This is a genomic window from Pseudomonas japonica, from assembly GCF_900188455.1.
GTDB lineage: Bacteria > Pseudomonadota > Gammaproteobacteria > Pseudomonadales > Pseudomonadaceae > Aquipseudomonas > Aquipseudomonas japonica.
Genome location: NZ_FZOL01000017.1, coordinates 63,961 through 85,111, shown reverse-complemented (window position 1 = coordinate 85,111; position 21,151 = coordinate 63,961). Strand labels below are relative to the sequence as shown.

General features: G+C 66.1%; 15 protein-coding genes. 14 read left to right on the top strand and 1 reads right to left on the bottom strand.

Annotated elements, in window-relative coordinates; genetic code table 11:
- The first annotated feature begins 6 nt into the window (after window positions 1-6).
- From CHB99_RS19835 to CHB99_RS19775, 14 genes are all read left to right on the top strand, one after another.
- On the top strand, window positions 7-2,511 hold the full coding sequence (locus CHB99_RS19835) for a TcfC E-set like domain-containing protein (protein WP_042130365.1): 2,505 nt from the start codon (window positions 7-9) through the stop codon (window positions 2,509-2,511).
- On the top strand, window positions 2,511-3,695 hold the full coding sequence (locus tag CHB99_RS29845) for a hypothetical protein (RefSeq protein ID WP_042130367.1): 1,185 nt from the start codon (window positions 2,511-2,513) through the stop codon (window positions 3,693-3,695). Before CHB99_RS19835 ends, CHB99_RS29845 begins: the two co-directional genes overlap by 1 nt.
- Before the next feature lie 19 nt (window positions 3,696-3,714).
- Window positions 3,715-4,446, top strand: a complete 732-nt coding sequence (locus CHB99_RS19825; protein WP_042130369.1) for a fimbrial biogenesis chaperone — start codon at window positions 3,715-3,717, stop codon at window positions 4,444-4,446.
- Window positions 4,447-4,616: 170 nt separating this feature from the next.
- Window positions 4,617-5,243: a response regulator transcription factor gene (locus CHB99_RS19820; protein ID WP_042130371.1), complete on the top strand. Its 627-nt coding sequence runs from the start codon at window positions 4,617-4,619 to the stop codon at window positions 5,241-5,243.
- A gap of 15 nt (window positions 5,244-5,258) precedes the next feature.
- On the top strand, window positions 5,259-8,879 hold the full coding sequence (locus CHB99_RS19815; protein ID WP_245655671.1) for a transporter substrate-binding domain-containing protein: 3,621 nt from the start codon (window positions 5,259-5,261) through the stop codon (window positions 8,877-8,879).
- Between the two features lie 114 nt (window positions 8,880-8,993).
- A complete protein-coding gene (locus CHB99_RS19810) occupies window positions 8,994-10,127 on the top strand; it encodes an EAL domain-containing response regulator (RefSeq protein ID WP_042130372.1) in 1,134 nt (377 codons plus the stop codon).
- Between the two features lie 68 nt (window positions 10,128-10,195).
- On the top strand, window positions 10,196-10,366 hold the full coding sequence (locus CHB99_RS29840; RefSeq protein WP_170946397.1) for a hypothetical protein: 171 nt from the start codon (window positions 10,196-10,198) through the stop codon (window positions 10,364-10,366).
- Window positions 10,366-11,550 (top strand): hypothetical protein, encoded by a 1,185-nt coding sequence (locus CHB99_RS29835; RefSeq protein ID WP_042130367.1) that lies wholly within the window; start codon window positions 10,366-10,368, stop codon window positions 11,548-11,550. Before CHB99_RS29840 ends, CHB99_RS29835 begins: the two co-directional genes overlap by 1 nt.
- Before the next feature lie 19 nt (window positions 11,551-11,569).
- Window positions 11,570-12,301 (top strand): fimbrial biogenesis chaperone, encoded by a 732-nt coding sequence (locus CHB99_RS19800; RefSeq protein WP_042130369.1) that lies wholly within the window; start codon window positions 11,570-11,572, stop codon window positions 12,299-12,301.
- Between the two features lie 170 nt (window positions 12,302-12,471).
- Window positions 12,472-13,098, top strand: a complete 627-nt coding sequence (locus CHB99_RS19795) for a response regulator transcription factor (RefSeq protein ID WP_042130371.1) — start codon at window positions 12,472-12,474, stop codon at window positions 13,096-13,098.
- A 15-nt stretch (window positions 13,099-13,113) separates the two neighbouring features.
- Window positions 13,114-16,734, top strand: a complete 3,621-nt coding sequence (locus CHB99_RS19790; protein ID WP_245655671.1) for a transporter substrate-binding domain-containing protein — start codon at window positions 13,114-13,116, stop codon at window positions 16,732-16,734.
- A gap of 114 nt (window positions 16,735-16,848) precedes the next feature.
- Window positions 16,849-17,982, top strand: coding sequence for an EAL domain-containing response regulator (locus CHB99_RS19785; RefSeq protein ID WP_042130372.1), 1,134 nt, complete (start codon window positions 16,849-16,851; stop codon window positions 17,980-17,982).
- 98 nt (window positions 17,983-18,080) lie between these two features.
- Window positions 18,081-18,548 (top strand): YbjN domain-containing protein, encoded by a 468-nt coding sequence (locus CHB99_RS19780; RefSeq protein ID WP_042130374.1) that lies wholly within the window; start codon window positions 18,081-18,083, stop codon window positions 18,546-18,548.
- Window positions 18,545-19,489, top strand: coding sequence for a peptidylprolyl isomerase (locus CHB99_RS19775; RefSeq protein WP_042130376.1), 945 nt, complete (start codon window positions 18,545-18,547; stop codon window positions 19,487-19,489). The genes CHB99_RS19780 and CHB99_RS19775 overlap by 4 nt, the downstream gene beginning before the upstream one ends.
- Window positions 19,490-19,798: 309 nt before the next feature.
- Here CHB99_RS19775 and CHB99_RS19770 read toward each other — a convergent pair whose 3' ends face one another.
- Window positions 19,799-21,133: a spinster family MFS transporter gene (locus tag CHB99_RS19770; protein WP_042126080.1), complete on the bottom strand. Its 1,335-nt coding sequence runs from the start codon at window positions 21,131-21,133 to the stop codon at window positions 19,799-19,801.
- Window positions 21,134-21,151: the final 18 nt, after the last annotated feature.

Sequence of the window (21,151 nt, the reverse complement as noted above, 5' to 3'; positions counted from 1 at the left end):
ACCAACATGTCTCTTGCGACATCCATACGACTGGCGGTGGACTGCTGTGTGGCCGCCGTCTGGCTGACCGACGTCAGCGCCAAAGAGACGGGGCAGACCAGTCAGCTCGGAATCCTGCGACAGGCCGAAGGATTACCGAAGGAATTCGACGAACACTTTTTCGATGTGCCGCTGGCGGTGCGGATCGACCTGGACGGTCGCCTGCTCGGCGAAGCCATGGTGATCCTCGGCCGCGACGAACGCGTGCAACTGCTGGAATTCACCGACACCCACGAAAGCCGCGAACCGGACACCGTGCGCCAGCGCTGGGGTGACGTGCTGCGGGCCGGCCAGGCCCTGGGCAACTGCGTCAAGGCCTGTCCGCAGGACCTGGTGGCGGTGCACTACAGCCTGGTCAATTCGCAGCTGTCGATCCTCACCCGCAATGCCGAACGCGACCAGCAGGCGGCCTGGCATACGCTGCCGGAACAGGGCAGCCACGGCGTGATCCTGCGCAACCAGCTCAACCTCAGCCGCGACGGCCAGGACACCGTTGGCCGCTATGCCTTGCGCGGTCAGGGCAGCGTCGGCAACTGGACCACCGTGGCCGAGGCCCAGGTCGATCGCAACAACGAAGACCGCCCGCAGACCCGGCACCGGGTCGACCAGCTGTTCGCCGAACGGGTCCACGAGGACCGCTTCTATCGCCTCGGCTATTTCACTCCCGGCGTCCAGGGCCTCAGCCGCCAGCCGCGTCTGCTCGGCAGCAGTCCGGATACCACGGTCGGGGTGATGTTCGGCAGCAGCGACAGCCTGGCGGTGAACAACGGCACGGCCAGTGCCACACCGATCTACGTCACGCCCAATCGGCCCGGTATCGTCGAGATCTACCGCAACGGTCAGCTGATCAACAGCCAGCCGGTGCAGGCGGGCCTGCAGGCCCTGGATACCCGGGTCCTGCCCGGCGGTATCTACGAAGTGGAGGTGCGCCTGATCGAGGATGGCCAGGTCACCTCGCGCAACGAAGAATTCATCTACAAACCGGGCAACTGGAGCAATACCGCCTCGCCCTGGCGCTACAACCTGTACGCCGGCCAGCAGCAGGACCTATTGAGCAACTGGGACGAGGACCACTATGGCGGCCTGGCCGCCGGGGTCATTGCCAACTACCTGGTGCATCCACGGGTGGTGAGCGGGTTCTCGGCGCAGCGCCTGGACGGGCTGATGCAGTACGGCACCTCGCTCGACTGGGACGTGCTGGACCGCTTCAAGGTGTTCGGCAACCTGTTCCACACCGACCAGCAGGGCAACGGCTACGACCTGCAGGGGGTATGGCATCACGACTCGGGCAGCGTGGTCTTCAGCCACAACCGCTCCTGGCTGGAATACCCGCGCGCCTACCGCCTGGAAAACCAGGACGTGCCGCGCACCCGTGAAGTCCGCCAGACCTCGCTGTCCCTCAGCCAGCGCATCGACCGCAGAAGCACCGCGACCCTGCGCGTCAGCCACAACAGCGGCACGGTCGGCGGTACCGGTGTGGACCTGGGCTGGTCGCAGCATGGCCAGTTGATGGGCTCGGAGGCCAACTGGCGGGTCGCGCTGTTCGACCGCCCGGGCAACTTCAGCAGCGGCAATCAACGCAACCGCGGGATCACCTTCAGTCTGAGCATGAGCCTGGGCGGGCCGGGCCGGCGCATCAACGGCAGCCTGGGGACGCGCACCTCGCGCGACGGCGGACGCGACCTGAATGCCTCGGTGACCTACCAGCAGGACCTCGACCACGGCACCTTCCGCAGCCTGGCCGGCACCGTCAACGCCGACCGCTACGGCACCGCGTTCGCCGCCAATACCCAGTTCGAGAACCAGGCGCTGTATGGCGACGCCTATGTGCAGAACTCCTCGTACAACAACGACATCAGCGCCGGCCTCAACCTGGAGAGCACCCTGGCCCTGGGCGGCGGCAAACTGGCCCTGAGCGGGCAGTACCTGCCGTACGAGGCGGGACTGATCGTCGATGTGGAAACCGACTTCAAGGACCTGAAGCTGCGCGTCGACGACCTCGATGGCCACAGCAGCCTGCTGCGTCCCGGCCGCAACGTGATCCCGGTGAACGCCTACAAGTCCGGCAGCGTGCAACTGGACTTCGCCGACGGCGGTGTGCCGGCGGCGGTGATCCAGCCGTCGGCGCTGAGTTATCACCTCAACCGCGGCGGCGTCGATTACCGCCTGCTGCGGGTCATGCGCACGGTGACCGTGCTCGGACGCCTGCTCGACGTGCATGGCCAGCCGCTCAAGGGCGCGATGGTGATCAACCACGCCAGTCGCAGCGTCAGCGAGGCCGACGGCTTCTTCGCCGTGGAAATGAGCGAATCGACCCCGACCCTGGAAATCCGCCAGGGCGGCCGACGGCTGTGCCTGCTGAGCCTGAATACCGGTACCGAACGCCAGGACGACGTGCTCCTGGCCGGTGACCAGGTCTGCTCACCGGACAGCCTGGCCGGCACCGACCAATCCGCAAACGGAGACGCCTGATGCTACGCAACACTTATCTGCTCCGTGCCGCACTGGTGGCCCTGGTCCTGAACTGGGCGCCGCCGCTGGAGGCCGCGCAGGTGAACATCACCGCCGAATACCGCAAGGGCGCCGAGTTCACCAACACCACGCCGCAGGCGGCGTTCTGCGGGCGCTGGCCGCATTACTGCAACGGTGTCGAAACCGTCGGCCTGCCCATCACCTACGAAAAGAAGACCATCAACGAGGCCCCCGAACCCCGCGACAATTTCTATATCAGTCTGCCGCCGCGGCGCAGCGTGACGGTGACCCACCAGGGCACCGGGGAAACCTACACCCTGACCTTCGAGATGTATGCGGTCAGCCAGTACGTGGTGAACGTGGAAGGCGGGGGACCACCGCCGGTACACACCCTGTACGTCAGGGGGGGCTGCAGCTACCTGTTCACCCTGAGCGGTGGCAACTGGTCGTCCTACCTGTGGAGTGTGCGGACACCGGCCAACCCGACTGGCTGCTACCCCATCGGCAGCCCCGGCGGGGTCGGTGCGCAGCGCCTGGTACGCACCAGCGATTTCGGTGTGGCGTATCGGCTGGTCATGCCATCGCCCCTGAAAATGAAGCAAGGCGTCTACCGCGGCCATCTCGACTACACCGTCGGGCCCGGCATGGATTTCGATTTCGGCAACGATGTCAGCAACCTCAGCGACGACAGCCTGACGGTCAACTTCGAGCTGGATGTGGTCCACGCCTTCGTCATGGACTTTCCCGATGGCTCCGACCGCGTGGTGCTGGAGCCGCCCGGCGGCTGGACCCAATGGCTGAACCACCAGCGCCCGCCGGAACGCCTGTACCGCGACCTGCCGCTGCGCATCTGGTCGTCCGGGCCGTTCACCGCCCATACCCGTTGCGAATACCCCATGGGCGGGCGCTGCGCCATCCGCAACCAGGCCAACGACCACCTGGTCCCGCTGCAGGTTGCGCTGACCCTGCCCACGGTGATCCAGCACAACGGCCAGCCGGTCAACCGCCTGCCATTGCCGGTGGGCGAGGCCGAAGCGATCCAGCTGGAAGCCATGGAGCCGGCGATCAACCGCGGTGCCAGCCTGCATTTCCAGGTGGACAAGGCCGCCGTGGCGGAAATGACCCGCTTCCCCGGCGCCCGCTACGAAGGCGACGTGACCATCGTCTTCGACGCCAATTTCTGATCATTGAAGGAGCGACACCATGAAGCGTTTACTCGCCGGGATGATCCTGGCCCTGTTGGCGGGGGGTAGTCAGGCCGGCCCGCAGATCAACGTCGGCGGCCTCTACGACTACCTCGAAAGCGGTTCCAGCACCCTGCTCAAGCGGGTGCGCAACTTGGGTGACACCACGGCCTTCGTCAAGGTCAGCGTGGTCGAACTGGTCTACGACGGCCGTGGCCAGGCGCGCGAGGTGTCCCATGACGGCCTGCCGGTGGCCGAGCGGCCACTGATCGCCAGCCCGGCCCGCCTGATCGTCCCGGCCAATGGCATGCAGGCGGTGCGCCTGCTGTATCGCGGCGAGCGCGAACGCGAGCGCTATTTCCGCCTGCGCTTCGTGCCGGTGCTGCCGGAGCACGGCGACGGTTTCGCGATCAGCGACGAGGAGGCGCGCAGCTATGAGGCGGAACTCAAGGCCGGGGTGAACATCCTCGCCGGATACGGCGCACTGCTGTTCGTCCGACCGCAGGAGACGACGTTTCGTACCGAGATCAACGAACTGGACAGCCAGTTCCACATTCGCAACAACGGCAGCGCCACCGTGGTCCTCGACCATTTCAACGACTGCGACCGCACCGGAAGCCAGTGCGCGGTGGCGACCAAGCACCATATCCGCCCGGGCCTCGACCGCCCGTTCAGGCGCGCTCCGGGTCGGGTGTATCGCTTCGAGCTGATCGAAGGAGGGGAGCGCCGCCGGGTCGAAATCAAGGGCTGACTCGGAAAATAGGAAACGTCCTGCGCATTTGAAGGAAACATCCGATGCCCATCTGCCTGCCTCGCGGCCGATACTCCTGTCTACCGCTAGTGGCTTTTTGATGTCACGCAGCACCGCCCGCCAGGCAAGGCAGGCCAACCGACCATGCACGTCAGTAGAGTGAGGGATCCATGTACAAAGCCATGATCGTGGACGACCACCCGTTCATCCGGGCCAGTGTCAGGATGCTCCTGCGCCAGGAGCACTTCGAGATCGTCGCCGAGGCCGACAATGGCGTCGACGCCTTGCGCCTGATTCGCGAGCACGAACCGGATATCGCGATTCTCGACATTTCCATTCCGCGCATGGATGGCCTGGAGATCATCACCCGGGTCAAGGCCGCGCAGATGAGCATGAAGATGCTGGTGCTGACCTCCCAGGTGCCCGGCTATTTCTCCCTGCGCTGCATGCGCCTGGGAGCCTCGGGCTTCGTCTCGAAGAACGACGACCTGACCGAGCTGAAAAAGGCCGTGATGGCGATCATGTCCGGCTATACCTATTTCCCCGAGGTGTCGCTGAGTTCGGTCAACCGCTATGACTGCCAGGCCACCGAGGCCCAGCGCATCGAGCGCCTGACCGACCGCGAACTGCTGATCCTGCAGCAACTGGCCCGTGGTCTGAGCAACAAGGCGATCGGCGAGGCCATGCTGTTGAGCAACAAGACCATCAGCACCTACAAGACCCGCCTGCTGGAAAAACTGCGGGTGGCTTCCCAGGTGGACCTGGCCGATCTGGCCAGACGCCATGCACTGATCTGAATCCTCTTGTTCTTCTTGCCAAGACGCTACGGCTGGCTGCTCCAGCTGGTCGTGCTGTGCGTGTGGATGGGCGGCGCCCTGGCCTGGGACGAAACGCCGAGCCTGCTGGCCCGTTCGAACCTCGACGAAGGCCTGCGCCTGCAGCTCGACGATGACGACCGTCACTGGCTCTGGGATCGGCGCACCCTGTGGCTGGGGGTCAGTCGGCCGGACCGCGCGCCGTTCGACATCATGACCACCGGCCGCGACTACGAGGGCCTGACCGCCGACTATGTCGGGCTGCTCGGGCAGTTGCTCGGCGTGGAGATCCGGGTACGCCGCTACGCTACCCGGGCCGAAGCGCTGCAAGCCCTGAGTGCCGGCGAAATCGATCTGCTGGGGACCGCCAACGCCGACGAAGCCGCGCGCAATGGCCTGCTGCTGTCCGAACCCTACGCGCCGAACCACACTGTCCTGGTCAGCCGCAGCAACGAAACCGTCCCCGACCCCGGACGCCCCGGCATACGCCTGGCGATGCGCGAGGGCTATCTGTCCGAGGCCCATGTCCGGCAACTGTTTCCCCAGGCGCGGCTGACGGTCTATCCCTCGGTACTCAATGCCCTCGGCGCGGTGGCTTTCGGCCAGGCCGACCTGTTCCTCGGCAATGCCCTGGGAACCCGCTACCAGAGACAGAAGAGCTACCTGACCCAACTGCAGCTGTCGCCTACCGAACTGTTCGAGAACAACCACTACGGCTTCGCCATCAGTCCCGCCAACCTGCGCCTGAAGATCATGGTCAACCAGGCCCTGGCGATCATCCCGGAGCAGGCCCGGCAGGGCATTCTCAGGCGCTGGAACGGCAATGTGCCGGAGCCCGTCGGCAAGCATGCGCTGCAGCTCAGCCCGCGCGAACGCGACTGGCTCGACCGGCATCCGCAGGTGCGCCTGGCCATCGACGAGCAGTTCCTGCCGGTGAGCTATCGCGACGACCAGGGCGTCTTCCGCGGTATCAGCGCGGACCTGCTGGACTTGATCGGCCAGCGCACCGGGCTGTCCTTCTCGATCGTCGAAGGCAAGGGCTTCAGCGACATGGCGCGGCAACTGGAAGAGGACGAAGTCGACCTGCTGGCGGCGCTGCCGTTCAGCCCGCAACGCCAGGAGCAGGTTGCCTTCACCCGCTCCTGGCTGAGCAACAGCCTGGTCCTGGTGACCCGCGACAGCTCCCGGCTCGACAGCCTGGATCAGTTGAGCGGCATGCGCGTGGCGATGGTCGAGGGCAGCGTGCTGGAAGACTACATGAGCGAGCAGCATCCGCAGGTCCGCGTGCTCTGGAGCGAGGGCCCGCAGGCGGCCCTGGAACGGGTCGCCAACGGCGAAGCCCAGGGCGCGGTGGTCAGCCTGATCGGTGCGCGCTACACCATCGCTCGCCACTACCGCGGGCAATTGCGCATCCGCGCCGCGCTGCCGGTGGCGCCGGTGCATTTCGCCTTCGCCACCCGGCGCGGCGAAGCGGAGCTGCGTTCGATCATGAACAAGGCGCTGCTCAGTGTCTCCCCGCAGGAAATGGACGAGCTGATCAATCGCTGGCGCAACGAAGTGATCGTCGCCGACAGCTACTGGCGCAAGTACCGCGGCATGATCCTCCAGGGCTTCCTCATGGCCGTCGGCCTGCTGTTGCTGGCGGTGTACTGGATTCGCGGCCTGCGCCGCCAGGTGGAGAAACGCCTGCAGGCCGAGCAGGCGTTGAGCGACCAGCTGGAGTTCATGCGGGTGATGATCGACGGCACGCCCAACCCCATCTACGTGCGTGACCGCAAGGGTCACCTGCTGACCTGCAACGTCAGCTACCTGCAGGCCCTGGATGTGTCGCGCGAGGCGGTGATCGGCCAGCCGCTGCCGGAATGGCTGATCGGCGCGGCCCAGGCCCGCCAGTGCCGCGAGGCCTATCGCCAGGTGATCGCCCAGGGTGTTTCGGTGGTCGAGGACCGCGAGCTGGTCCTGGCCGGGCGGCGCCTGACCATCTATCACTGGATGCTGCCGTACCGTGGCAGCGACGGCGCGGTGGCCGGGCTGATCGGCGGCTGGATCGACATCTCCGAACGCCAGCAACTGTGCGACGCCCTGCAGACGGCCAAGGACGACGCCGAAGCGGCCAACCGCGCCAAGACCAATTTCCTCGCCACCATGAGTCACGAGATCCGCACGCCGATGAATGCCCTGCTGGGCATGCTCGAACTGGCCTCGCGCAAGGCCGAGGAGGGCGTGCTCGACCGCCTGGCCCTGGACGTCGCCTCCGGTGCCGCGCGCGGCCTGCTGGAACTGGTGGGCGATATCCTCGACATCACCCGCATCGAGTCCGGCCACCTGGTGCTGTCGCCGCAGCAGGTGGACCTGTACCGCGAGGTGGAAAGCACCGTGCGCCTGTTCGAGGGCCAGGCGCGGCAGAAACGCCTGCAACTGAACCTGGACATGGACGGCCACGGACCGGTCCAGGTGCTGCTCGATCCGGTGCGTTTCAAGCAGGTGCTGTCCAACCTGATCAGCAATGCCATCAAGTTCACCCATGAAGGCCGGGTGTGCGTGACCCTGGCGCTGGAGGTGGACCACGAGCGGGTTGGCCTGCACCTCTCGGTGGAGGACACCGGGGTCGGCATTCCCGCCGATGAACTGGCGCAGCTGGGCAGTCCGTTCCGCCAGGCCAGCAACAACCAGCAGAGTGCCCGCAGCGGTTCCGGCCTGGGCCTGAGCATCAGCCACACGCTGTGCGCGATGATGGGCGGCGCAATGCAGCTGGACAGTACCCTCGGGGTCGGCACCCGCGCGCAGATCCGCCTCGACCTGCCGCGCCTGATGCCCTCGGACGCGCTGCTCGCCAGCCTGCCGCAGCCCGCCGCTGGCGCGGCCATGCCCCTGGACATCCTGGTGGTGGACGACTATCCGGCCAATCGCCTGCTGCTGCAGCAGCAACTGAGCTTCCTCGGCCACCGCGTGGCCACCGCCGCCAATGGTCACGAAGGCCTGCGCACCTGGTTGCGCCAGCGTTTCGATGTGCTCATCACCGATTGCAACATGCCCGGCCTCAACGGCTACGCCCTGGCGCGCGCGGTGCGCGAGGACGAGCGGCGCAAGGGCAAGACCTCGGTGCTGCTGCTTGGCTGTACCGCCAACGCCCAGCCGCAGGAGCAGGTGCGCTGCCTGCGGGCGGGGATGGACGATTGCCTGTTCAAGCCGCTGAACCTGAAGGAATTGGCCGGCAAGCTGGCGCCCTGCGAGCAGCGCCTGCTGGTCGCCGACAGTGCCGGCGAGAGCGAGCTGGGCGAGGGCCTGGACATTTCCAGCCTGCGCCACCTCACCGGCGGCGATCGCGACGCGATCAAGCTGTTGCTGCGCGACCTGCTGACCAGCAACCGCGAAGATCTGGTCCAGCTCGCCAGCCTGCATGCCGACAGCGATCTGGCCGGGCTCGCCGACCTGGTCCACCGGATCAAGGGCGGCGGGCGGATCATCAAGGCCCGCTGGTTGCTTCAGGCCTGCGAGAACCTCGAACAGGCCTGCCTGGAAAGTCGCCCGGCACCGCGCATCGATCCGTTGGTGGACGACCTGCGCCGGGCCATGGCGGCGCTCACGCAACGTCTGGAGGAGTTCTGCCAGCGCTGAACCGATACCGGTGGTAGACGTCGGAGATTTCCGCGCAAGGCTGGGAAGGCTCCTGATTCATCTTGTCCGCGGCGGTAGCAACATGGGGGCTGGACCTTTGCGAGGAAGCCGGTTGTGCCTGCCAAGTCTTTGCGTGTTCTGATCCTTGAAAACCAGTCGTTCCAACGCGCCATCGCGGTGAAGATCCTCCTGCTCGAACGTATCGGCCCGGTCGACGTCGTGGTCTGCGACGTGCGCATGGAGGGCATGGATGGCCTGGAGTTCATTCACCGCGCGGCGCAGGCGCAACTGATCGCCGGGGTCATCGTCAGCAGCGGCCTGCATTCGGAGGTACGCCGCGCCATCACCCAGCTGGTCGCGCGTCTGGGTGTGGCGTTTCTCGGCGACGTCGGCAAACCGCTGCACCTGGAAAGCATGCGCGGTGCCCTCGAACGCATTCGCACCCAGGCCACCCTGGCGCTGCCGGCGCCGTTGCCGGAAGTGCCGGTGAGCGAAGCGGACATTCGTCGTGGCCTGTCCTACAAGGAATTCGTCGCCCATTACCTGCCCCGTTGCGACCTCACCAATGGCGAGATCAAGGGCGTCGACGTGGTCGCGCAATGGAACCATCCGCAACTGGGGCTGCTGGCGCCGCACCTGTTCATGCCCGAGGTGGAGCGCTGCGGACTGCTCGACGACATGCTGGTGGTGTTGCTGGAGCAGGGCCTGGAACTGCAGCGCACGCTGATGTCCGAGGGGCGCGTGCTGCGCCTGTCCTTCACCCTGCACCTGGCCCAACTGGGCAGCCGCGGCCTGACCCGGCGGATCAAGTCGCTGCTGCAGTTCCATCGCTCGGTGGGGCAGGGCATCGGCTTCGAGCTGGCCTTCAGCGGCGCCGCGGAACCGTCGGTGATGCACCTGGAAAGCCTGATCCGCCTGCGCATGCTCGGCTGCGGCCTGAGCCTGGGCGAGTTCGGCAGCAACGGCGGCTCGTTCCAGCGTCTGTGCCAGTTGCCGTTCAACGAGGTCAAACTGTCCAGTCAGTTCATGCGTGAACTGGACAGCCAGCCGCGCCATCGCGCGGTGATTCACGGCAGCCTGGGGCTGGCCGGGCGACTTGGCGTGGGCATCACCGTGGCCGGGGTGGAGAGCGCGGAACAGCACCTGATCCTCCTGGACATGGGCTGCCTGCTCGGCCAGGGACATTACTTCGCACCGCTGCTGGCGCGGGAGGAGTTGCTCAGGCGTCTCGGCAATGCGCCACGCTAGAACGGTGGATGGTTTGTGCGCGTGCTATACCCGATGCCATCAATGTGCTACAAATCTTCGCCGTGGAAATGAGCGAATCGACCCCGACCCTGGAAATCCGCCAGGGCGGCCGACGGCTGTGCCTGCTGAGCCTGAATACCGGTACCGAACGCCAGGACGACGTGCTCCTGGCCGGTGACCAGGTCTGCTCACCGGACAGCCTGGCCGGCACCGACCAATCCGCAAACGGAGACGCCTGATGCTACGCAACACTTATCTGCTCCGTGCCGCACTGGTGGCCCTGGTCCTGAACTGGGCGCCGCCGCTGGAGGCCGCGCAGGTGAACATCACCGCCGAATACCGCAAGGGCGCCGAGTTCACCAACACCACGCCGCAGGCGGCGTTCTGCGGGCGCTGGCCGCATTACTGCAACGGTGTCGAAACCGTCGGCCTGCCCATCACCTACGAAAAGAAGACCATCAACGAGGCCCCCGAACCCCGCGACAATTTCTATATCAGTCTGCCGCCGCGGCGCAGCGTGACGGTGACCCACCAGGGCACCGGGGAAACCTACACCCTGACCTTCGAGATGTATGCGGTCAGCCAGTACGTGGTGAACGTGGAAGGCGGGGGACCACCGCCGGTACACACCCTGTACGTCAGGGGGGGCTGCAGCTACCTGTTCACCCTGAGCGGTGGCAACTGGTCGTCCTACCTGTGGAGTGTGCGGACACCGGCCAACCCGACTGGCTGCTACCCCATCGGCAGCCCCGGCGGGGTCGGTGCGCAGCGCCTGGTACGCACCAGCGATTTCGGTGTGGCGTATCGGCTGGTCATGCCATCGCCCCTGAAAATGAAGCAAGGCGTCTACCGCGGCCATCTCGACTACACCGTCGGGCCCGGCATGGATTTCGATTTCGGCAACGATGTCAGCAACCTCAGCGACGACAGCCTGACGGTCAACTTCGAGCTGGATGTGGTCCACGCCTTCGTCATGGACTTTCCCGATGGCTCCGACCGCGTGGTGCTGGAGCCGCCCGGCGGCTGGACCCAATGGCTGAACCACCAGCGCCCGCCGGAACGCCTGTACCGCGACCTGCCGCTGCGCATCTGGTCGTCCGGGCCGTTCACCGCCCATACCCGTTGCGAATACCCCATGGGCGGGCGCTGCGCCATCCGCAACCAGGCCAACGACCACCTGGTCCCGCTGCAGGTTGCGCTGACCCTGCCCACGGTGATCCAGCACAACGGCCAGCCGGTCAACCGCCTGCCATTGCCGGTGGGCGAGGCCGAAGCGATCCAGCTGGAAGCCATGGAGCCGGCGATCAACCGCGGTGCCAGCCTGCATTTCCAGGTGGACAAGGCCGCCGTGGCGGAAATGACCCGCTTCCCCGGCGCCCGCTACGAAGGCGACGTGACCATCGTCTTCGACGCCAATTTCTGATCATTGAAGGAGCGACACCATGAAGCGTTTACTCGCCGGGATGATCCTGGCCCTGTTGGCGGGGGGTAGTCAGGCCGGCCCGCAGATCAACGTCGGCGGCCTCTACGACTACCTCGAAAGCGGTTCCAGCACCCTGCTCAAGCGGGTGCGCAACTTGGGTGACACCACGGCCTTCGTCAAGGTCAGCGTGGTCGAACTGGTCTACGACGGCCGTGGCCAGGCGCGCGAGGTGTCCCATGACGGCCTGCCGGTGGCCGAGCGGCCACTGATCGCCAGCCCGGCCCGCCTGATCGTCCCGGCCAATGGCATGCAGGCGGTGCGCCTGCTGTATCGCGGCGAGCGCGAACGCGAGCGCTATTTCCGCCTGCGCTTCGTGCCGGTGCTGCCGGAGCACGGCGACGGTTTCGCGATCAGCGACGAGGAGGCGCGCAGCTATGAGGCGGAACTCAAGGCCGGGGTGAACATCCTCGCCGGATACGGCGCACTGCTGTTCGTCCGACCGCAGGAGACGACGTTTCGTACCGAGATCAACGAACTGGACAGCCAGTTCCACATTCGCAACAACGGCAGCGCCACCGTGGTCCTCGACCATTTCAACGACTGCGACCGCACCGGAAGCCAGTGCGCGGTGGCGACCAAGCACCATATCCGCCCGGGCCTCGACCGCCCGTTCAGGCGCGCTCCGGGTCGGGTGTATCGCTTCGAGCTGATCGAAGGAGGGGAGCGCCGCCGGGTCGAAATCAAGGGCTGACTCGGAAAATAGGAAACGTCCTGCGCATTTGAAGGAAACATCCGATGCCCATCTGCCTGCCTCGCGGCCGATACTCCTGTCTACCGCTAGTGGCTTTTTGATGTCACGCAGCACCGCCCGCCAGGCAAGGCAGGCCAACCGACCATGCACGTCAGTAGAGTGAGGGATCCATGTACAAAGCCATGATCGTGGACGACCACCCGTTCATCCGGGCCAGTGTCAGGATGCTCCTGCGCCAGGAGCACTTCGAGATCGTCGCCGAGGCCGACAATGGCGTCGACGCCTTGCGCCTGATTCGCGAGCACGAACCGGATATCGCGATTCTCGACATTTCCATTCCGCGCATGGATGGCCTGGAGATCATCACCCGGGTCAAGGCCGCGCAGATGAGCATGAAGATGCTGGTGCTGACCTCCCAGGTGCCCGGCTATTTCTCCCTGCGCTGCATGCGCCTGGGAGCCTCGGGCTTCGTCTCGAAGAACGACGACCTGACCGAGCTGAAAAAGGCCGTGATGGCGATCATGTCCGGCTATACCTATTTCCCCGAGGTGTCGCTGAGTTCGGTCAACCGCTATGACTGCCAGGCCACCGAGGCCCAGCGCATCGAGCGCCTGACCGACCGCGAACTGCTGATCCTGCAGCAACTGGCCCGTGGTCTGAGCAACAAGGCGATCGGCGAGGCCATGCTGTTGAGCAACAAGACCATCAGCACCTACAAGACCCGCCTGCTGGAAAAACTGCGGGTGGCTTCCCAGGTGGACCTGGCCGATCTGGCCAGACGCCATGCACTGATCTGAATCCTCTTGTTCTTCTTGCCAAGACGCTACGGCTGGCTGCTCCAGCTGGTCGTGCTGTGCGTGTGGATGGGCGGCGCCCTGGCCTGGGACGAAACGCCGAGCCTGCTGGCCCGTTCGAACCTCGACGAAGGCCTGCGCCTGCAGCTCGACGATGACGACCGTCACTGGCTCTGGGATCGGCGCACCCTGTGGCTGGGGGTCAGTCGGCCGGACCGCGCGCCGTTCGACATCATGACCACCGGCCGCGACTACGAGGGCCTGACCGCCGACTATGTCGGGCTGCTCGGGCAGTTGCTCGGCGTGGAGATCCGGGTACGCCGCTACGCTACCCGGGCCGAAGCGCTGCAAGCCCTGAGTGCCGGCGAAATCGATCTGCTGGGGACCGCCAACGCCGACGAAGCCGCGCGCAATGGCCTGCTGCTGTCCGAACCCTACGCGCCGAACCACACTGTCCTGGTCAGCCGCAGCAACGAAACCGTCCCCGACCCCGGACGCCCCGGCATACGCCTGGCGATGCGCGAGGGCTATCTGTCCGAGGCCCATGTCCGGCAACTGTTTCCCCAGGCGCGGCTGACGGTCTATCCCTCGGTACTCAATGCCCTCGGCGCGGTGGCTTTCGGCCAGGCCGACCTGTTCCTCGGCAATGCCCTGGGAACCCGCTACCAGAGACAGAAGAGCTACCTGACCCAACTGCAGCTGTCGCCTACCGAACTGTTCGAGAACAACCACTACGGCTTCGCCATCAGTCCCGCCAACCTGCGCCTGAAGATCATGGTCAACCAGGCCCTGGCGATCATCCCGGAGCAGGCCCGGCAGGGCATTCTCAGGCGCTGGAACGGCAATGTGCCGGAGCCCGTCGGCAAGCATGCGCTGCAGCTCAGCCCGCGCGAACGCGACTGGCTCGACCGGCATCCGCAGGTGCGCCTGGCCATCGACGAGCAGTTCCTGCCGGTGAGCTATCGCGACGACCAGGGCGTCTTCCGCGGTATCAGCGCGGACCTGCTGGACTTGATCGGCCAGCGCACCGGGCTGTCCTTCTCGATCGTCGAAGGCAAGGGCTTCAGCGACATGGCGCGGCAACTGGAAGAGGACGAAGTCGACCTGCTGGCGGCGCTGCCGTTCAGCCCGCAACGCCAGGAGCAGGTTGCCTTCACCCGCTCCTGGCTGAGCAACAGCCTGGTCCTGGTGACCCGCGACAGCTCCCGGCTCGACAGCCTGGATCAGTTGAGCGGCATGCGCGTGGCGATGGTCGAGGGCAGCGTGCTGGAAGACTACATGAGCGAGCAGCATCCGCAGGTCCGCGTGCTCTGGAGCGAGGGCCCGCAGGCGGCCCTGGAACGGGTCGCCAACGGCGAAGCCCAGGGCGCGGTGGTCAGCCTGATCGGTGCGCGCTACACCATCGCTCGCCACTACCGCGGGCAATTGCGCATCCGCGCCGCGCTGCCGGTGGCGCCGGTGCATTTCGCCTTCGCCACCCGGCGCGGCGAAGCGGAGCTGCGTTCGATCATGAACAAGGCGCTGCTCAGTGTCTCCCCGCAGGAAATGGACGAGCTGATCAATCGCTGGCGCAACGAAGTGATCGTCGCCGACAGCTACTGGCGCAAGTACCGCGGCATGATCCTCCAGGGCTTCCTCATGGCCGTCGGCCTGCTGTTGCTGGCGGTGTACTGGATTCGCGGCCTGCGCCGCCAGGTGGAGAAACGCCTGCAGGCCGAGCAGGCGTTGAGCGACCAGCTGGAGTTCATGCGGGTGATGATCGACGGCACGCCCAACCCCATCTACGTGCGTGACCGCAAGGGTCACCTGCTGACCTGCAACGTCAGCTACCTGCAGGCCCTGGATGTGTCGCGCGAGGCGGTGATCGGCCAGCCGCTGCCGGAATGGCTGATCGGCGCGGCCCAGGCCCGCCAGTGCCGCGAGGCCTATCGCCAGGTGATCGCCCAGGGTGTTTCGGTGGTCGAGGACCGCGAGCTGGTCCTGGCCGGGCGGCGCCTGACCATCTATCACTGGATGCTGCCGTACCGTGGCAGCGACGGCGCGGTGGCCGGGCTGATCGGCGGCTGGATCGACATCTCCGAACGCCAGCAACTGTGCGACGCCCTGCAGACGGCCAAGGACGACGCCGAAGCGGCCAACCGCGCCAAGACCAATTTCCTCGCCACCATGAGTCACGAGATCCGCACGCCGATGAATGCCCTGCTGGGCATGCTCGAACTGGCCTCGCGCAAGGCCGAGGAGGGCGTGCTCGACCGCCTGGCCCTGGACGTCGCCTCCGGTGCCGCGCGCGGCCTGCTGGAACTGGTGGGCGATATCCTCGACATCACCCGCATCGAGTCCGGCCACCTGGTGCTGTCGCCGCAGCAGGTGGACCTGTACCGCGAGGTGGAAAGCACCGTGCGCCTGTTCGAGGGCCAGGCGCGGCAGAAACGCCTGCAACTGAACCTGGACATGGACGGCCACGGACCGGTCCAGGTGCTGCTCGATCCGGTGCGTTTCAAGCAGGTGCTGTCCAACCTGATCAGCAATGCCATCAAGTTCACCCATGAAGGCCGGGTGTGCGTGACCCTGGCGCTGGAGGTGGACCACGAGCGGGTTGGCCTGCACCTCTCGGTGGAGGACACCGGGGTCGGCATTCCCGCCGATGAACTGGCGCAGCTGGGCAGTCCGTTCCGCCAGGCCAGCAACAACCAGCAGAGTGCCCGCAGCGGTTCCGGCCTGGGCCTGAGCATCAGCCACACGCTGTGCGCGATGATGGGCGGCGCAATGCAGCTGGACAGTACCCTCGGGGTCGGCACCCGCGCGCAGATCCGCCTCGACCTGCCGCGCCTGATGCCCTCGGACGCGCTGCTCGCCAGCCTGCCGCAGCCCGCCGCTGGCGCGGCCATGCCCCTGGACATCCTGGTGGTGGACGACTATCCGGCCAATCGCCTGCTGCTGCAGCAGCAACTGAGCTTCCTCGGCCACCGCGTGGCCACCGCCGCCAATGGTCACGAAGGCCTGCGCACCTGGTTGCGCCAGCGTTTCGATGTGCTCATCACCGATTGCAACATGCCCGGCCTCAACGGCTACGCCCTGGCGCGCGCGGTGCGCGAGGACGAGCGGCGCAAGGGCAAGACCTCGGTGCTGCTGCTTGGCTGTACCGCCAACGCCCAGCCGCAGGAGCAGGTGCGCTGCCTGCGGGCGGGGATGGACGATTGCCTGTTCAAGCCGCTGAACCTGAAGGAATTGGCCGGCAAGCTGGCGCCCTGCGAGCAGCGCCTGCTGGTCGCCGACAGTGCCGGCGAGAGCGAGCTGGGCGAGGGCCTGGACATTTCCAGCCTGCGCCACCTCACCGGCGGCGATCGCGACGCGATCAAGCTGTTGCTGCGCGACCTGCTGACCAGCAACCGCGAAGATCTGGTCCAGCTCGCCAGCCTGCATGCCGACAGCGATCTGGCCGGGCTCGCCGACCTGGTCCACCGGATCAAGGGCGGCGGGCGGATCATCAAGGCCCGCTGGTTGCTTCAGGCCTGCGAGAACCTCGAACAGGCCTGCCTGGAAAGTCGCCCGGCACCGCGCATCGATCCGTTGGTGGACGACCTGCGCCGGGCCATGGCGGCGCTCACGCAACGTCTGGAGGAGTTCTGCCAGCGCTGAACCGATACCGGTGGTAGACGTCGGAGATTTCCGCGCAAGGCTGGGAAGGCTCCTGATTCATCTTGTCCGCGGCGGTAGCAACATGGGGGCTGGACCTTTGCGAGGAAGCCGGTTGTGCCTGCCAAGTCTTTGCGTGTTCTGATCCTTGAAAACCAGTCGTTCCAACGCGCCATCGCGGTGAAGATCCTCCTGCTCGAACGTATCGGCCCGGTCGACGTCGTGGTCTGCGACGTGCGCATGGAGGGCATGGATGGCCTGGAGTTCATTCACCGCGCGGCGCAGGCGCAACTGATCGCCGGGGTCATCGTCAGCAGCGGCCTGCATTCGGAGGTACGCCGCGCCATCACCCAGCTGGTCGCGCGTCTGGGTGTGGCGTTTCTCGGCGACGTCGGCAAACCGCTGCACCTGGAAAGCATGCGCGGTGCCCTCGAACGCATTCGCACCCAGGCCACCCTGGCGCTGCCGGCGCCGTTGCCGGAAGTGCCGGTGAGCGAAGCGGACATTCGTCGTGGCCTGTCCTACAAGGAATTCGTCGCCCATTACCTGCCCCGTTGCGACCTCACCAATGGCGAGATCAAGGGCGTCGACGTGGTCGCGCAATGGAACCATCCGCAACTGGGGCTGCTGGCGCCGCACCTGTTCATGCCCGAGGTGGAGCGCTGCGGACTGCTCGACGACATGCTGGTGGTGTTGCTGGAGCAGGGCCTGGAACTGCAGCGCACGCTGATGTCCGAGGGGCGCGTGCTGCGCCTGTCCTTCACCCTGCACCTGGCCCAACTGGGCAGCCGCGGCCTGACCCGGCGGATCAAGTCGCTGCTGCAGTTCCATCGCTCGGTGGGGCAGGGCATCGGCTTCGAGCTGGCCTTCAGCGGCGCCGCGGAACCGTCGGTGATGCACCTGGAAAGCCTGATCCGCCTGCGCATGCTCGGCTGCGGCCTGAGCCTGGGCGAGTTCGGCAGCAACGGCGGCTCGTTCCAGCGTCTGTGCCAGTTGCCGTTCAACGAGGTCAAACTGTCCAGTCAGTTCATGCGTGAACTGGACAGCCAGCCGCGCCATCGCGCGGTGATTCACGGCAGCCTGGGGCTGGCCGGGCGACTTGGCGTGGGCATCACCGTGGCCGGGGTGGAGAGCGCGGAACAGCACCTGATCCTCCTGGACATGGGCTGCCTGCTCGGCCAGGGACATTACTTCGCACCGCTGCTGGCGCGGGAGGAGTTGCTCAGGCGTCTCGGCAATGCGCCACGCTAGAACGGTGGATGGTTTGTGCGCGTGCTATACCCGATGCCATCAATGTGCTACAAATTTTGCTTTGTCTTCAGGCTTTTAACTGCGCAAGGAAGTGACACATGACTGCAAACACGCTGATCGAAACCGTAAGTGCCGACTCTCTGACCACGCTGCTGCAGGACGCCGGTTGCCGCGTCAACCGTACCGAGCAGAACGCCGTTGTCCAACTGCTGAGCGCCAGCCAGGGCGTGGGTTATGCCGTACGTTTCGGTAATCGTGCCGTGGAAGAAGGCCAGTTCCTCGACTTCACCTACAGCTGCGCCCTGCGCATCCAGGGCGAACTGCCGGAAGGCCTGGCCAACCTGTGGAACGCTTCGCGGCGTTACTCGCGTCTGTCGTTGCAGGGTGAGTTCCTGGTCCTGGAACAGGACGTGGTGGTCGCCGACGGCGTGACCTACAAGCACCTGCAGGGTTCGCTGGTGCTGTGGGATCGCCTGCTGCAGGAGTTCATCGTGTTCCTGCGTGACTACAGCCGCAACATCGCCGCCGCCCAGGAAGCCGCCGTGCAAGCGGAAAGCGCCTCGTGAGTCCTCGCAATCTCTGGGCCGGCGCAGGTGCGCTGGCCGTCCTGGCGGTTGCGGTAACGCTGGCGCTGCGTCCGGGTAGCGACCCGGTCGCCGCCAGCCGTTCGGTGCCGGAAGCGGCGCAGAGCGGCGATGCCCTGGCCAGCCTGGGTGAGCAGAAAGTCGATGCCGGCGAGCTGAAGGCGCTGTTCGCGCAATTGCCGGCTGCCGCCCGCGAGCAGTTGCGCAACGACCGCCCGGCGCTGGAAACCTGGATTCGTGCGCGTCTGGCGGAAAAGGCCCTGTACCAGCAGGCCGAGGCCAAGGGCTGGTCGAAGCGTCCGGAAGTGGAAGCGCAGACCCGCGCGGCCATCGAGCAGATCGTCCTGCGCAGCTACCTCAACAGCGTCACCGAGGTGCCGAAGGACTATCCGGGTGACGAGGAACTGAAACAGGCCTACGAGAACGGCAAGGCATCCTTCCAGGTGCCGGCGCTGTATCGCGTCAGCCAGATCTTCCTTAGCGTGCCGGATGACAGTGCCCTGGAGTCCGTGCGCAAACAGGCGCAGACCCTGGCCAAACGGGCCCAGGCCGATGGTGCGGACTTCGCCGAAATGGCGCGGACCTACTCGCAGGACAATGGCAGCGCCACCCGCGGCGGCGACACCGGCCTGCAACCGCTGGGCCAGTTGTTGCCGGAAGTGCGTGGCAGCGTGGCGAAGATGAAGGTCGGGGCGGTCAGCGAGCCGCTGCAAAGCTCGCTGGGCCTGCACATCATCAAGCTGACCGAACTGCAGCCGGCGCGCACCGCCACCTTCGAGGAAATGCGCGGCCAACTGCGCGATGCCCTGCGCGCGCAGCGCCAGGAGCAGGCGGCCAAGACCTATGTCGAGGGCATGTTCAACAGCGCCACCCTGAGTATCGATGGGGCGGTGTTGAACAAGGTGATCGAGGCTGAGCGCTGAGATCCGTCAGGGGCTGTCTTGAGCGTTGCAGCGCCGTTGAGATCGAGCGCCGCCCGCGCGGCGCATCGCGAGCGCGCTCGCTCCTACATTTTTTGCAACGTGCCTATGCCTGACAGGCCATGGTTGACCGCCTTGTTGGTACGACGCGGTACCGCGTCGAGCCCAAAAGCCTCCCCACGATGAATCGCCAGGCACCAAAGGCTGGCGACGCCGCTCTCACAGGCCATGGCACGTTGCAAAAAATGTAGGAGCGAGCGCGCTCGCGATGCGCCGCGCGGGCGGCGCTCGATCGTGAAGGCGCTGCAAGACTCAAGACAGGCACCCGGTAGCCTCGATACGGCCCCCCGGCAATTCACCCCGCAACTGCCGCCGATACCTTGGCAACGCCACCCCCAGGAACAACGCCGCCAGCACCAGCAGCGACACCGACGCCGCCAGCGCATAACGCAGCGACTCCCCGCCCAGCGTCCCCACGAAGAAATCGCTCAGCACCCCGATCAGCAACGGCCCGATGCCAACCCCGAGCAGGGTCATGGCCATGACGAAGATCGCCGTGGCCTGGGCCAGACGCGTCGCCGGGAACAGATGGGTGATCGCGCCCAGGCAGGGCGTTGCCCACCACACCCCGAAGAAACCGAACGCGCTGTAGAACAGGAACGCCTGCGGCACGGCGATGCTGCCGATATGGAAGGCGATGCCCTGGGGCCAGAGGAAATAGGCGAGGGCGAAGGGAATGCTGAGCAGGGTGCCGAGCAGCGGCACACCGATCTGCCAGCCCACATCGCGACGCGCCAGACGATCGGTGAGCATGCCGCAGACCAGGGTGCCGATGGTCGAACCGGTGCCGCCGACCACACCGACGAGGAAGCCGGCTTCCTGCAGGTTCAGACCATGGGAACGGATCAGGAAACTCGGACTCCAGGTGCCGATGGCATAGCCGGCGATCGCCGCCGAGCCGCCAGTCAGCACCAGCCAGATGAATGACGGCATGCGAAACAGCTCCAGCAGCGTCTGCAGCCAGCCGTCCTGCACCGTCGCGTGGTTTTCCACCGCGACCACCCGCGGTTTCGGTGTGCGCACGGTAAGTAGCAGTACCAGGCCGAGAAGGATCCCCGGCGCGCCGATCAGCAGGAACGCATAGCGCCAGCCATGGTGCTGGGCGATCCAGCCGCCCAGGCCGAGACCGACGATCGCCCCCAGGCTCGACCCCAGCATCAGCACCGACAACGCCGTGGAGCGGCGCTCGGCCGGGTACAGGTCGGACACCATCGCCACCGAAGGCGCCGTGCCGCCGGCTTCCCCCACCGCCACGCCGATGCGTGCCAGGACCAGGGTAAGGAAGTTGCCGGCCATGCCGCAGAGCATGGTCATCAGGCTCCAGGCCATGCAGCTGAAGGCGATCACCGGTTTGCGCCCGATGCGGTCGGAGAGCCGGCCCAGGGGAAAGCCGAACACGGTGTAGAACACCGCGAAGGTCACCCCGGAAAGCAGGCCGATACCGGTATCGGAGATGCCGAATTCGAGCTTCACCGGCTCGATCAGGATCGCCATCAGCTGGCGGTCGATGTAGTTGAAGACGTAGATGCTGGCGAGCACCAGAAGCGCGTAATGGGTGCGCCAGGTGACAGGGTTGGATGGGTTCACTGCGCTGCTCCGGTTCTT